Genomic DNA, 13,251 nt, shown 5'->3' with positions numbered 1-13,251 from the left:
GGTCAGTCGAGGTACTCGCCGTAACCCGCTTCTTCGAGATAGGCGCGCGCAGCGTCATGCACGGGCGCGCTGCGGCCTTCCCGGAGCATCGTCGCCGGCTCCAGGATTTCCAGCGCCGGATGGAGCTCGCGGAAGGTATCGAGATTGTCGAACACCGCCGACATCACCGCCCGCACCAGGGTATCCGAGGCGTCCGCCGTGGTGACCAGCGTGGCGCCCACGCCGAAGGTCCGCACTGGCTCGTCGTGCCCCGGATACATCCCCCCCGGGATTTCCGTGGACAGGTAATAGGGCGTGTCGTCGACCAGCTGGTCGATGTCCTCATGGGTCACCGGCACCAGGCGGGCGTCACAGGTGCTGATGGGTTCCTGGATGGAGCCCGTGGGATGGCCCACCACGAACACGATGGCGTCGACTTCGTTGTCGCACAGGGCCTGGGCCTGCTCCCTGGACGGCAGTTCCGCGGTGCGGGCGAATTCGTCGTAGTCCCAGCCCAGAGCGTCCATAACCACGTTCATGGTGCCCCGTTGGCCCGAACCCGGATTGCCGATATTCACCCGCTTGCCGCGGAGATCAGCGAACGTCTCAACGTCCGCGTCCGGGCGCACCGCCACGGTGAACGCCTCCACCTGCAGCGAGAACAGCGAGCGCAGATCCTCGAAGGCACCAGCGTCGGCAAACCGGTCGCTGCCGTGGTAGGCATGGTACTGCCAGTCGGACTGAACGATGGCGACATCCAGCTCGCCGCCCCGCAGGGCATTAATGTTGAAAATGGAACCTTCGGTGCTCTCGGCAGAGCACCGCAGCCCATGGTCATCCTGGCCACGGTTCACCAGGCGGCAGAGGGCGCCGCCAACCGGGTAGTAGACGCCGGTGACCCCTGCAGTGCCGACGGTCATGAACCGCTGCTCGGCAGAGGCCGGCAGCGTCCAGCCCAGCAACACCAGTATCAGCACCGCTGCGCCCAGAAAGGCGCGCCCGGGAACAGTCGAGTTTTTCGCCAGCATGACAGCAGCTCCATCAACGCCACAGGGAGTGGGCTCCCAATGATACACGCTCAATACGCTACTCCCAGCACCGACACCCTTCCCGCGGCATGCCCGGCGCCGTATGATGCTGGCCGAAGCCACGGAGACCTGCCATGCGACACCACCAACTTGCCACCCTGTCCTGCGCTGGTGCGCTCTTCCTGGCCGGTTGCGGCGGCACACCGGACGCCCCTACAGTCACCGATGAACGCTCACTGGACGTTGACGTGGAATCCGCCACCGTGGTTTCCACTTCCCTGGGCGCCCAGGCGGTCTACTGGAGTGACGACCGGGTGGAGTTGGATGTGGACACCCCCTGGGAGGCACAACACCGGTTCGACCACCCCATCTTCGAGCGGGTGGCCGACGCCTGCGCGGACTCCCGGCCGGCGGACGCCTGGACCGTCAGCTCCGCCCGACTGATGGACAACGGCGAAACGGTCGCCACCCTGGTGGACCCGGACGACGACCCGGTAGTCTGGTCCGATCTCGCGGAAATGGCCCTGCCGGAGCAGACGCAGGGCTCCGAGCGCTTGGCGGTGACGCTGCATTTCAGTGGTGACGCCGCACCCGTCGAGGGCGATAGCCGCTGGCGCGTGCGCGCCGGCGGCGCCGGTGCCAGCCTGCACCGTGACCTGGAAGCCCGGGTCACCGGCATCAGCAGCGAGCCCGGCCGCGCCATGATCGACGGTGAGCTCACTGCCACGCGCTATCTGGACGTGGAGATCCGGAATACCGGCAACAACCGTTACACGCTGGACGCCCACCGCAGCGGCGCCGGCCTCGACAACGAGCTACTGAGCATGGCTTCCGACCAGGCGGGCACCATTGCCGCGGGCAGCCGCACGGTGGTACAGGTCCCCCTGCGCCTTCCCGGGGAAATCGAGGGACGCCTGCAGTCCGAAGCCAGTCTTGACCGCGTCCCGGTGGACGACATCCGCAGCTGGCAATGGCAGGATACTGGCACGCCATTGGCACAACACCGGGCGGATGCCGTGGAACGAATACAGGGTAGTGCCTACATTGTCGCCCGGGATCAGGACGGCCATGAACGCACCGGCTTTGTCGACGCCACCATCGTTGTGGATCGCCTCGACCGGATCCACGGCGTCAAGTGCGCGGTTGGCGGGGTGCAATGATCACGCTTGTGCTTCTGCTCGCCGGATCCATCGCTTTCGTGGCCCTGGGCTGGGCCATGTATGGCAGCAGCGGACGCCGCCGTCTCGGTCTGGCGACGTTGGCCGTGGCGCTGCTGGTCGCCCTGGTCTGGACCGGCATGGCGCTGGTGGAGCCGGGAGCCGCCTGAGCGAACCGCTCCCCGCGCCGCTCGCTGCCTTCCTGGAGGAAACATGCTGAATCTACTGCTCGGGGCCATTGCCGTATTCGCCCTCGCCGCGGCTGCCTATGTGCACCATGAGCTCCCAGGACGGGTTCCCAATATCAGGCATCTGCGTGTGGCGCGGATTGTTCTACTGAGTACGGGGATCGCGTTCGGCTGGGTGATGGCGCGGCTTTATGGCGTACTCACCGAACTCAACATCGTTCTGGTGTTCGTTACCAGCATCGGCATCGTCCATGTGCCGGCGGCCGCGATCCTGTTCGTCAAGTCCTGGAGCGTGGACGAACGCTGATTCGGTCGCGCCCTACGCCGCCCCCGGCTCGGACAGCAGGAAATGGCCGCGTGCCGTGGCGATGGTTGCATCGCGGTCGGACTGCCATGTCTCCACCGCCACATTGGCAATACGCTGCCCCTGCCGCCATACGCGGCAGCAGGCGTAGGTGTCTTCCGGCTTGCCCGGGCGCAGATAATCGATGGAGAAATCCACCACCCGGGGCAGCATGGAGGCCTCCATGCGCCAGAGCAGCTCGAAAATCGCCGCATGTTCCATGAAGGCACCCACGGCTCCGCCATGCAGCGCAGGCATGGCCGGATTGCCGATATTGTGCCGGCCGAACGCCAGGCGAAACAGCAGCTCGCCGCCGGCATCTTCATGGAAATCGATACCCAGCATGCGTGCGTAGGGAATCAGTTCCACCAGCTTGCGGTAATCGCGCTGCTCGCGGGCCGCCAGCACCATTGCGCGAAAGTCAGTCATTGGAGTCCTGCGGGAAGGCGTTCATGGATTTCTCAACAGGCTGCTCGTGCCGACGACTACGGGAAGACTGGAGTTGAGTTCCGTCACCGTGGCCTCGACAAAGGCCACGGTCCTGGTCAGGTGATGGCAGGCGGCGCGCACGCGCAGGCCCTCGCGACCCAGGGTTGGCGACAGATGGTCTACTCGCAGATCCAGCGGCACAACGCCTTCAGTCGAAGGCATCACCGTGAGCGCCGCGGCGCGGGTCGCCTTGTCCAGCAGCACTGTCAATGCACCGCCGTGAATCTGGCCCCGCCAGGGGTTGCCCACCAGGCCCTCATGCCAGGGCTGGTACAGCGTCACGCCGCGCTGGTCCAGGCGTTCCGCGAGCAGGCCAGGATGCAACGGATCGTCGAGAAGTGCATCCAGCCACGCGGGGAAAGCGTGAGCGCGGCGCACCACGCTGTCAGGCATCGTCATCGTCAGCGGCGGCCTCGCCATCGACGTCTGACTCGCTGCGGTCCAGGATGGCGGCCTCCAGGTCCGCCTGGAGTTCCAGAGGCGGCACTTCCACGCCTTCCAGTTCCGCATCCCACGCCACGCCGACACGTAGCTCGTCGCCGTCCATGCCCGGCAGCCACTCTTCCATGAAGAAGTCCAGAACCACCGGCTCCGGCACGAACTGCTCCCACTCTCCGGAAGCGCAGGCCCGGGCGCCCTCCTCCGAGGCCCAGAACGGCATGACCATCACCTGGTCATCATCGGCAGACGGTGCCAGAGCCCAACCCTCGTCGTCGCTCAGGCCCCAGACCATTCCTGCCTCGACGACCTCGTCGAGAAACGCTGCGTAGGCGGGATCCACACCCTCTGGTGTTGCATCCATCATCGCCGATTACCTCAACTCACCCGGGGTTGCGGCAGTCTACTAGTACTCTTTGCCGCTTTGCCAGGTTGGCTCCACGGCCGCCGGCCTCAGTTGATCCTGAACGCGCGCACCAGTTCCTGCAGTTCCGCGGACAGGCGCGCCAGTTCCTCGCTGGCCTTGCGGCTGCTTTCCACCGATTCGCTGCTCTCCTCGGCGACCTGGTTGATGGTATCCACGTTCCGATTGATTTCCTCGGAGGTGGAACTCTGCTCTTCTGCAGCGCTGGCAATCTGGGTGTTCATTTCATTGATTCGTCCCACAGCCCCGGCAATGCCCTGAAGGGCTTCGCCGGCACTCTGGGTTCGATCCACAACCGTCTGCGTCTGGCTGCGGCTCTCCTCAATGACCTTGACCGTATCGCCGGTGCCGGACTGCACCCGTTCGATCATGTCCTGAATCTCCTGGGTGGACTGCTGCGTCCGCTGCGCCAGGCTGCGCACCTCGTCCGCCACCACGGCGAAGCCACGACCCTGCTCCCCGGCCCGCGCGGCCTCGATGGCCGCGTTCAGTGCAAGCAGGTTGGTCTGCTCGGCGATACCTCGGATGACGTCCAGCACGGAGCCAATGGACTCGCTTTCCTCGTTGAGCCGGCCCACGGAGTCCGCCGCACGCTCCATCTCCGCGGCCAGGCGGTTTACCGCGGAGACGGTCTCTTCCACCACCGCCTGGCCTTCGTTGGCGCGGGCGTCGGCGTCCCGCGCGGCTTCCGCCGCCTCAGTGGCGTTGCGGGCCACTTCCTGGACGGTGGCGGTCATCTCGTTCATGGCCGTGGCCACGCTGTTGGTCTCGGACCGCTGCCGCTCCACGCCTGCGGACGTCTGCGCGGAAATCGTGGACATCTCCTCCGCGGAGGACGCGAGCTGACTCACGGCATCGCGCACCTGGCCGATCATGTTGCCCAGCTGCTGCTGGATCTGCTGGGCGCTGCGGGCGATCATGCCCAGCTCATCGTCAGTGCTCTTACGCACGGCCTGGGTGAAATCGCCCCGGGAGAGGCGATCCAGGTCCTCGCGCAGCTCGGCGGCCGGGCGCAGAAGCCCGCGCTGAAGAAGCAGCAGGAACCCGATGAAGGCCACAAGGACCGCAGCGGCCAGCAGCCCAAGGCTCAGCAACACTGCCTGGTTAGCCCGCTCCAGATTGCGGTCCGTCTCCGTGGCCGCGACGTCTACCATGGTGTCACGGGCTTCACGCAGCGAGGTCAGGCTCGTCTGCTCCACGCCTTCTGCCCACTCATAGCCGGCCAGCGGATCACCGAAGGTGTCCTCGAATATCTCCAGAGCCTCCTGATACTCCGGCAACATCGCGGCATGTTCCTCACGGAACGCCTCGAGCGGTTCGACCACCTGCGGGTGCTGAACCTCCTCGAGTAGCTCCTGGGTCATCTCCTGGATGTCGGTCTGATAGTCCTGGAACCGCTCCCAGTGTTCCTCGCGGCGGTGCCCCTGGTCGCCCCGCAGGAGCAGGGTCAGCCATTCCTCCTGTTGTGCCGCAAACTGAGCGCGAATCACCTGCAGTTGTCGCTCCTGCTGGGATTCCACCGTCGCCAGGCGCTGATACCCCTGAATACTGTCGAAGAGCTGATAGAACCCGAACAGCGTCGCGATCAGCACCAGGGCAGTACCGCCCCCTGTAATCAGCAACAGCTTGTTGCGGATACTGCCCATAATGAACCGGCCCATGGGAAACTCTCCTTCAGTGAATCAATCGTCCAGCAATGGCGGTTGCCGCCAACCCGCACGCTCGTATTGTCTTTTCGTGGCGTTGTTGAGAGGTATCGGCCCAACCGCCTGTGACTTGAGGCACAATAACGATTCGGTCCACGCCGCTCTGTCGGCTGTGTCGCAGAATCCGGGACATTGCCCATGCACTACCGCAGCACCAATCCGTTCGTCCACGTTCTTCTGGTCCTGGGAGGCCTGGCGATCCTGGGCGCGGCGCTGATTTTCGGTGCCGTGCTACTGGCCGTTCTTCTCGGCGTCGGGGCGATTCTGGCAGTGGTGTTATGGGTCCGTTTCTGGCTCATGCGGGGTCTGTCCCGCGCCAGGGCAGACCGCACCACTCCGACTCCGGGACAGGCCCGGAAGCGCCCGCACACAATCATCGAGGGTGAGTTCCGCGAGGTCAGACGGACCCGCGAAGACGAGCAGCGCCAGGATGGTTCAAAGGACTGACACTAGGGACCATCAGGTGCCAGCAATTCCGGAGCGTGGTCCCACACGGGGCGGGCGGAAACGGGCAGGGGTGCCAGATGGCCGGGTTCCAGGCCGGTTCCCGGTGCGTGGAAATCCGATCCGCACGACGCTGCCAGCCCGTGCCGCAAAGACAGACCCAGGGCATCGCGGACCTGCGTCGGTGTAGTCCGCCCCGTCACCACTTCAATGGCTTCACCACCGGCGCCGGCGAACGCTTCGCAAAGGCGCCGGAGCCAGGCGCCGGTCATGCCGTAGGCGTAGGGGTGAGCGAGCACCGCGCGGCCTCCGGCAACATGAACCCAGCGCACGGCGGTCTCCAGGCTCACCCATCCGGGGCGCACCCAGGCCCGCCCCTGGCGACCGAGATAACGCTTGAACGCCTGCTGACGGTCCCTGACAGCGCCCTGCGCGACCAGCCATTCGGCGAAGTGGCTTCGTCCCGGTGCATCTGCGCCGCGCTGATCGATCACTGCCTCGGCGCCAGCAACGCCGTTCCGCGCCAGCCGTGTCACGATGGTCTCGGCCCGTTCCCAGCGCTGGGCCTGCTGATACGCCAACCCCTGTTCCAGCACCGGATGTCCCCGGAGACCCAGGCCCACCAGGTGGATCTCCCGCCCCTGCCACAAGGTGGAGACCTCGACCCCCGGAATCACGCGCAGGCCTGTCTGCTGCGCGGCCTCCTGCGCCGCCGCGACCCCGGCCGTGGTATCGTGATCCGTCACCGCCAGGTGAGTCACGCCCCGAACTGCGGCCCTTTCCACCAGCTCCTGCGGCGACAGGGCGCCGTCCGAGGCGGTGGTATGGGCATGGAGGTCGACGCAGAGGTTGGCAACGGGCGCTTGCGGGATTTGCATCTGACCGATGGTCCCGCGATCCTTGCCTCGACGCAACGCTATCGCCGGATGAATGAATGGCCAGTGGAGACGCCACGCCAGGCTCCTTTGACCCACCGCTGATCACCTGGGACGGCGAGCGGCAGATCCTCGCGTACACGGGCGACTGGAGCTGGCAAGGCTTCTCACAGCGGGTTCCTGCACTCCCCCGCACGGAGACGGGCGCCGTGACCGTCGACACCAGCGCCATGCAGCGCCTGGACACCGCGGGTGCGGTGACCCTGCGTCGCCACCTGGAAAGCCTGGAATCCCGGGGACACGCCGTGGACCGCGCCCGTATCCAGCCCGCCCACCGGGAACTCCTGGACATGGTCACCGAACACCGGCTGCCGCCGTCACCGACCGCACCCCGTCCCGGTATAGTCTACCGGATCGGGGAAGCCTCGGTGGACGGTGTTCGCCGGCTGGCGGCTTTCTTCGCCTTTGTCGGCGAGGTGAGCGCAGACAGTGTGCCGCGGCTGCTGCATCCCCACACGCTGCGCTGGCGCCAGGTCGTTGGCGAGATGGACAATGCGGGGGTCCGCGCCCTGCCGATTCTGGGATTGCTGGTGTTCCTCACCGGCGTGGTCATCGCCTTCCAGGGTGGCCAACCGCTGCAGCAGTATGGGGCCACCATCTTTCTGGTGGACCTGCTTACGCTGACCATGCTCCGCGAAATGGCACCACTGATGACGGCCATCATTGTCGCCGGCCGCACCGGCTCCGCTTTTACCGCACAGATCGGGACCATGCGGATCACCGAGGAGGTGGACGCCCTGCGCGTCATCGGCGTTACCCCCTACGAGATGCTGGTCTTGCCCAAGATCCTGGCGCTGGTGATCGTCATGCCGCTGCTGACCATCTTTGCTGACATTTTCGGCATGCTGGGTGGCATGACGGTGGCCACCGCGTATTTCGACATCGGCGTGCGCGAGTTTATCCAGCGTGTACCGGAAGCCGTGGCAGCCAGCAGTTTCTGGGTGGGCATCATCAAGGCACCGGTGTTCGCAGTCATCATCGCCCTGGTAGCCTGTTACCACGGCTTTCATGTGCAGAACAGCACCGAGAGCGTGGGGCGGGCAACCACGCAGAGCGTCGTCCAGGGGATTTTCCTGGTCATCGTGGCCGATGCGGCCTTCTCCGTGGTTTTCAGCCAGCTGAACTTATGACCTCCTCAGCCGCGACAGCCAATGCCGACATCACCACGGAGCAGATCATCCGGGTGGAGGGTCTGTGCACGCGGTTCGGCGATACCACCATCCATCAGGACCTGGATCTCAACGTTCGCCGCGGCGAGATTCTTGGACTGGTCGGAGGCAGTGGCACCGGCAAGACGGTTCTGCTGCGGGAGATCATGCTGCTGCATGCGCCGCAGGCCGGTCGCATCCGGGTGCTGAACACGGATGCGACCGCAGTCGATCGCCGGCAGTTGCGTCAGCTTCGACGCCGCATGGGGGTCCTGTTCCAGCACGGGGCGCTGTTCACCGGGCTGACCGTGCGCGAGAACATCACCATGGTGATCCGGGAACACGCCCGGCTCGACAGGGAACTCTGCCAGGAGCTTGCCGGCTTGAAGATTGCTCTCGCCGGCCTGCCCGCGAGCGCCGCCGACAAGTATCCGGATACACTCAGTGGTGGCATGGTCAAACGCGCAGCCCTGGCCAGAGCCCTGGCGCTGGACCCGGAACTGCTGTTCCTGGACGAACCCACCTCGGGGCTCGACCCTGTGGGTGCGGCGGATTTCGACGATCTGATCGTGGAATTGCGGGATCTTCTGGGCCTGACCGTGGTCATGATCACCCACGATCCGGAATCCCTGCGCCAGGCTACGGACCGGGTGGCGTTTCTCGCAAACCGGCGCGTCTGGGCACTGGCACCCATGGAGGAACTGCTGGCCAGCGAGGACCCTGTCATTCGTGCCTATTTCCAGGGCGCCCGTGCCCGCCCGGCGTCAGCCCCGGGGAACGCCGCCCGGATCAAGGGAGAGTAGCAAAGCATCATGTTCAGTCGTGTGAACTACACCGTTGTCGGCCTGTTCGTGGTCATCCTGGGCATCGCCCTGTTGGCGGCGGGGCTGTGGTTCAGCGCCGATGTGGGGCGCGAGGACGGCAAGCAGTACCTGGTGTTCCCCCAGGAGCCCCTGACCGGCCTGAGCCGGAATTCGGCGGTGAAATACCAGGGTCTCGATGTAGGTCGGGTGCGGGACATGGGCCTTGACGATCAGGGACGGGTGCGGGTGGTGCTCACCGTGCAGGAAAACGTCCCCGTCTACGCGGATACCCGCGTCCGGCTCGCCAGCCAGGGGCTCACCGGCCTGGGGCATCTGGAACTGGTCCCCGGCAGTGCCGAGGCCGGACCGCCATCCCGTGAGGACCATGAACATCCTGTACTGCGGCCGGCACCCTCCCTGCGCACGCGTCTGGAACGCGCCGCCGAGGATGGCATGGCCAGCATCGACCGCATGGCGGATCGCATGGAACGTCTGCTCAGCGAGGACAACGTGCGCACCATCGCGGCAACGGTGAGCCACCTGGAGCGGCTCAGCGGCACGCTGGCGGACGACGCGGACGAACTGAGCCGAACGCTGGAAGCAACGGAAATGCTGATTCGGGATATCCGCGACGTGGTCCAGGGCACGCCGGAGACGTTTGCGCGCATGGAGCAAAGCATGGACCGCTTCGACGCCACCCTGGGGAACTTCGACACCGCCGCCGCCAGCGTCGAAGAACTGGCCGACTCCTTGCGCAACACGGGTGAGCGCGGTGGCCACACGCTGGACCGCATCAATCGCGAGACACTTCCGGAGCTCAACCGCCTGCTGCTGGACGTGCGCGGACTGACGCACACCCTGGACCGGTTCGGACAGGATCTCTCCGACCACCCCAACCAGCTGCTCTTTGGCCCGCCCCGGCGTGTGCCGGGCCCCGGCGAGCGGGACTGAGACCACTGAACGGAGACCCGTGGTGCGACACCTGACCAAGACCCTGCTGCTTGCCAGCGCCCTGCTGGCCGCCTGTACGCCTTTCCAGCCACCCCGGGAAGATGCCCGCAGCACCTGGGAGCTGAATCCGGAGCTCCCCAGCGGCATGTTCGCCAGCAGCGATACCACCCTGAATGTGGCCCGCCCCACGGCGATTTCCGCCCTGGCCACCAACGACATGGCCTACCGGGAGTCCGCCTACCAGCGCCGCTATTACGCCCGCAATCAATGGATCGACGCGCCGGCACGCCTGCTGCACCCACTGTTCATCGACGCGGTGGAAAGCGCCGGGCTGTTTGCCACCGTGGTCGGCTCCGGCGGCTCCGCGCCGGCAGATTACCGCCTGGAGAGCGAACTACTGGAGTTCGAACACGACTACACCCGGCGTGACGCCGGCGTGGCGCGGGTCGTGCTTCGCGCCAGGCTGGTGGAAGCCGGCAGCGGGCAGGTGTTGTCCACACAGCGTTTCCGCGCGGAGGTGGACAGCCGCGAAGCCGGGCCGGCCCCGGGCGTCGCCGCGACCAACCGGGCCGTCGGCGACCTGCTGCACGACATGGTGCGCTGGTTGAACGCGGAAATCGGCGAGAGCATCAGCTCGTGACGACGCTGCGGATGGCCTCCAGGAAGTCATCACCGTAGCGCTGCAGCTTGTGTTCGCCGACGCCATTGATGGCCGCCAGCGCCTCGTGGGTCTCCGGTCGCGCAGCGACCATGTCCATGAGTGTGCTGTCGTGAAAGATCATGTACGGGGGCAGGCCCTGCTCCGCCGCAAGCCTCCGCCGACATTCCCGCAGCGCCTCCCACAGGGCATGGCTGGCGCCATCCATCAACCCTTCGCCGGGCTGGCGCTGGCGTCGCCCGGTGCGGGCCGGCTTGCGGTCACGACGCAGGGTCAGTGACTGTTCGCCCCGCAGTACCGGCCGACAAGCCTCAGTCAGGCGAAGGCTGCCATAGCCCTCCGCGTCCACGGTGAGCAGGCCGCGCGCCACCAGCTGGCGGAAGATCGCCCGCCATTCTCCGGTCCCCATGTCGTCGCCGATTCCCCAGGTGCTGAGGTGATGGTGCCCAAGTTCGCGGATGCGCTCACTGTCGGTGCCCTGGAGCACGCTCACCAGATGGCTTACCCCGAACCGCTGACCAGTCCGCCAGACACAGGACAGCGCCTTGCGGGCCGCCTCGGTGGCATCCCAGCTCTCCGGCGGCTCCAGGCAGGTATCACAGTTGCCGCAGGCCGGGTGATCCTGCTCCCCGAAGTGTGCCAGCAGAATCTGCCGACGGCAGTTGAGCTGCTCGCAGAAGGCCAGCATGTCCTCCAGCTTCTGCCGCTCCACCCGCTGGCGCTCCGGGTCCGCGCCGGAACCCTCGATCATCTGCCTGAGGGTGATCACGTCCTGCAATCCGTAGACCATCCAGGCATCCGCCGGCAGTCCATCACGGCCGGCACGGCCGGTTTCCTGGTAATAGGCCTCCAGGCTGCGGGGCAAGTCCATGTGGGCAACAAAGCGCACGTCGGGTTTGTCGATGCCCATGCCGAAGGCGATGGTGGCCACCACGATGACGCCGTCGCCGCCCACGAACCGTTCCTGGTTGCGGCGGCGCTCCTCCGCCGACAGCCCGGCATGGTACGGCAGTGCCTGCCAGCCCTGATCCCGCAGCCATGCAGCCATGTCATCGACCTTCCGCCGTGACAGACAATAGACAATACCCGCGTTACCGCCCTGCTCCCGTTCCAGGAAATTCTTCAGTTGCTGCTTGGCATTGCGTTTCTCCGCAACCCGGTAGCGGATGTTCGGGCGATCGAAGCTGGAGATGAAACGCTCCGCCCGCGGCATGTCCAATCGCTCCAGGATCTCCTCCCGGGTGCGTGGATCAGCGGTGGCGGTGAGCGCCAGACGCGGCACCTCCGGCCAGTCCCGGCCCAGCACCGCCAGCTGCAGATACTCCGGGCGGAAATCGTGCCCCCATTGGGAGACACAGTGCGCCTCGTCTATGGCAAACAACGCCGGGCGGACCCGCTGCAGCAGATCCCGCATCCGCGGCGTAAGCAGCCGCTCCGGGGCTACATAGAGAAGATCCAGCTCCCCCTCCACCAGCGCTTGCTCGATGGCCCTGGCTTCACCCGCTTCCAGGCCGGAGTGCAGGCACGCCGCATTAACGCCGCTTTGCACCAGGGCGGCCACCTGGTCGTTCATCAGCGCAATCAAGGGCGATACGATGATCCCGGTCCCCGGCCGCGCAATGGCGGGAATCTGGTAGCACAGCGACTTGCCGCCGCCGGTGGGCATGAGCACCAGGGCGTCGCCGCCACCCATGACCTGCTCGACAACCTGTCTCTGGAGCGGCCGGAAATGCTCGAAACCGAATACGCTATGGAGAATCTGCCCGGGATCCCTGTGCATTTCCCTTGCAGGGTCTGGCGTGTTAATCATCTTCTTCTCGAAAACCTGCATTCGCCATCGGTGGTCGTGCGGGGGATGATAGCCGCACAGGGAACGGGAGAACAGGAATGGCGTACACGAGTATCGCAGCCCTTGCACTCGGGGCGCTGGGCGTTGCCGGCGTCGTACTGGGGCTGGTGCGACTGTGCCGCCTGCGGTTCGCCAACGGCTGCGGACACTGCCTGCTGGGTGCCGCACTGGTGGGCAGTGGCGCGCTGGTGGGCACCGTCGGCGCCAATCTCTACACCTATGACCGCCTGACCCAGGAGCGGGATGTCCTGCAAATCCGCTTCGTCCAGGAGGACGACCAGCGCTACATCGCGATTGTCCAGTACGCGGACAGCCCGGTGGTCGAGCGTTTCCCCGTACTCGGCGACGAGTGGCAGGTAGACGCGCGCATGCTCAAGTGGAAGGGTCCGGCCACCCTTGTCGGCATGGACAGTCGCTACCGGCTGGAGCGGCTCAGCGGCCGCTACCGCGACATCGACCAGGAGCGCGATGCGCCGCGCAGCGTCCACTCCCTGGGGGGCGACCGCGGCCTGGATATCTGGGGGCTGCTGCGGGACCGCGATCAGTATGTACCCTGGGTGGACGCCGTCTACGGCAGCGCCACCTACCTGCCCATGGAGGATGGCGCCCGCTATCGCGTGCGCGTCAGCCAGACCGGTTTGCTGGCCCGCCCGGCGGACGAAGACGCACCAGTCGTCCCGTCGAGCTGGGAGTAGGACCACAGAGCCAACA

The 13,251-nt window shown here is 66.0% G+C and carries 16 protein-coding genes; 9 read left to right on the top strand and 7 right to left on the bottom strand.

Annotated features, from left to right (window positions below; all coding sequences use genetic code 11):
- Positions 1-2: 2 nt before the first annotated feature.
- A complete protein-coding gene (locus KU884_RS09470) occupies positions 3-1,007 on the bottom strand; it encodes a TAXI family TRAP transporter solute-binding subunit (protein ID WP_167782416.1) in 1,005 nt (334 codons plus the stop codon).
- Positions 1,008-1,141: 134 nt separating this feature from the next.
- Between KU884_RS09470 and KU884_RS09465 the strand changes: the two genes are divergently transcribed.
- Genes KU884_RS09465 through KU884_RS09455 form a run of 3 tightly spaced genes read left to right on the top strand, consistent with a single transcriptional unit; the run spans position 1,142 to position 2,659 of the window.
- Positions 1,142-2,167, top strand: coding sequence for a hypothetical protein (locus KU884_RS09465; RefSeq protein ID WP_167782415.1), 1,026 nt, complete (start codon positions 1,142-1,144; stop codon positions 2,165-2,167).
- Complete coding sequence (locus KU884_RS09460) at positions 2,164-2,334, top strand: hypothetical protein (protein ID WP_167782414.1); 171 nt, start codon at positions 2,164-2,166, stop codon at positions 2,332-2,334. Before KU884_RS09465 ends, KU884_RS09460 begins: the two co-directional genes overlap by 4 nt.
- Positions 2,335-2,377: 43 nt before the next feature.
- Entirely contained in the window at positions 2,378-2,659 is a 282-nt protein-coding gene (locus KU884_RS09455) for a hypothetical protein (RefSeq protein ID WP_167782413.1), read from the top strand.
- 12 nt (positions 2,660-2,671) lie between these two features.
- Here the strand turns inward: KU884_RS09455 and KU884_RS09450 are convergent, their stop codons facing one another.
- The 4 genes from KU884_RS09450 to KU884_RS09435 all read right to left on the bottom strand — a co-directional run bounded on the left by KU884_RS09450 (position 2,672) and on the right by KU884_RS09435 (position 5,707).
- Positions 2,672-3,124 (bottom strand): PaaI family thioesterase, encoded by a 453-nt coding sequence (locus tag KU884_RS09450; protein WP_167782412.1) that lies wholly within the window; start codon positions 3,122-3,124, stop codon positions 2,672-2,674.
- A 21-nt stretch (positions 3,125-3,145) separates the two neighbouring features.
- Entirely contained in the window at positions 3,146-3,583 is a 438-nt protein-coding gene (locus KU884_RS09445; RefSeq protein ID WP_167782411.1) for a PaaI family thioesterase, read from the bottom strand.
- Positions 3,570-3,989 carry a DUF2750 domain-containing protein gene (locus KU884_RS09440; protein ID WP_167782410.1) on the bottom strand — a complete coding sequence of 140 codons (420 nt, stop codon included), beginning with the start codon at positions 3,987-3,989 and terminating at the stop codon, positions 3,570-3,572. The genes KU884_RS09445 and KU884_RS09440 overlap by 14 nt, the downstream gene beginning before the upstream one ends.
- Positions 3,990-4,075: 86 nt before the next feature.
- The gene (locus tag KU884_RS09435; protein ID WP_167782409.1) at positions 4,076-5,707 is read right to left on the bottom strand and encodes a methyl-accepting chemotaxis protein; all 1,632 of its coding nucleotides are present in this window, start codon (positions 5,705-5,707) and stop codon (positions 4,076-4,078) included.
- Positions 5,708-5,890: 183 nt separating this feature from the next.
- Between KU884_RS09435 and KU884_RS09430 the strand changes: the two genes are divergently transcribed.
- The gene (locus KU884_RS09430) at positions 5,891-6,199 is read left to right on the top strand and encodes a hypothetical protein (RefSeq protein WP_167782408.1); all 309 of its coding nucleotides are present in this window, start codon (positions 5,891-5,893) and stop codon (positions 6,197-6,199) included.
- Positions 6,200-6,201: 2 nt separating this feature from the next.
- On the opposite strand, the gene KU884_RS09425 is transcribed toward KU884_RS09430, so the two are convergent.
- The gene (locus tag KU884_RS09425) at positions 6,202-7,074 is read right to left on the bottom strand and encodes a PHP domain-containing protein (RefSeq protein ID WP_167782407.1); all 873 of its coding nucleotides are present in this window, start codon (positions 7,072-7,074) and stop codon (positions 6,202-6,204) included.
- Positions 7,075-7,130: 56 nt separating this feature from the next.
- Here KU884_RS09425 and KU884_RS09420 point away from each other — a divergent pair, with 56 nt between their 5' ends.
- Genes KU884_RS09420 through KU884_RS09405 form a run of 4 tightly spaced genes read left to right on the top strand, consistent with a single transcriptional unit; the run spans position 7,131 to position 10,673 of the window.
- Positions 7,131-8,261, top strand: a complete 1,131-nt coding sequence (locus tag KU884_RS09420) for an ABC transporter permease (protein ID WP_167782406.1) — start codon at positions 7,131-7,133, stop codon at positions 8,259-8,261.
- Positions 8,258-9,082, top strand: a complete 825-nt coding sequence (locus KU884_RS09415) for an ABC transporter ATP-binding protein (RefSeq protein ID WP_167782405.1) — start codon at positions 8,258-8,260, stop codon at positions 9,080-9,082. The genes KU884_RS09420 and KU884_RS09415 overlap by 4 nt, the downstream gene beginning before the upstream one ends.
- A gap of 9 nt (positions 9,083-9,091) precedes the next feature.
- The gene (locus KU884_RS09410) at positions 9,092-10,033 is read left to right on the top strand and encodes an MlaD family protein (protein WP_167782404.1); all 942 of its coding nucleotides are present in this window, start codon (positions 9,092-9,094) and stop codon (positions 10,031-10,033) included.
- A 22-nt stretch (positions 10,034-10,055) separates the two neighbouring features.
- Complete coding sequence (locus KU884_RS09405) at positions 10,056-10,673, top strand: ABC-type transport auxiliary lipoprotein family protein (protein ID WP_167782403.1); 618 nt, start codon at positions 10,056-10,058, stop codon at positions 10,671-10,673.
- Here the strand turns inward: KU884_RS09405 and recQ are convergent.
- On the bottom strand, positions 10,663-12,501 hold the full coding sequence (recQ, locus tag KU884_RS09400) for a DNA helicase RecQ (protein ID WP_167782402.1): 1,839 nt from the start codon (positions 12,499-12,501) through the stop codon (positions 10,663-10,665). The two genes, KU884_RS09405 and recQ, sit on opposite strands and share 11 nt — an antisense overlap.
- Positions 12,502-12,578: 77 nt before the next feature.
- Here recQ and KU884_RS09395 point away from each other — a divergent pair, with 77 nt between their 5' ends.
- Positions 12,579-13,235, top strand: a complete 657-nt coding sequence (locus tag KU884_RS09395) for a cation/multidrug efflux pump (protein WP_167782401.1) — start codon at positions 12,579-12,581, stop codon at positions 13,233-13,235.
- The last annotated feature ends 16 nt before the right edge of the window (positions 13,236-13,251 follow it).

The organism is Aquisalimonas sp. 2447 (assembly GCF_012044895.1).
Taxonomy (GTDB): domain Bacteria; phylum Pseudomonadota; class Gammaproteobacteria; order Nitrococcales; family Aquisalimonadaceae; genus Aquisalimonas.
This window is presented reverse-complemented; position numbering and strand designations above follow the sequence as displayed.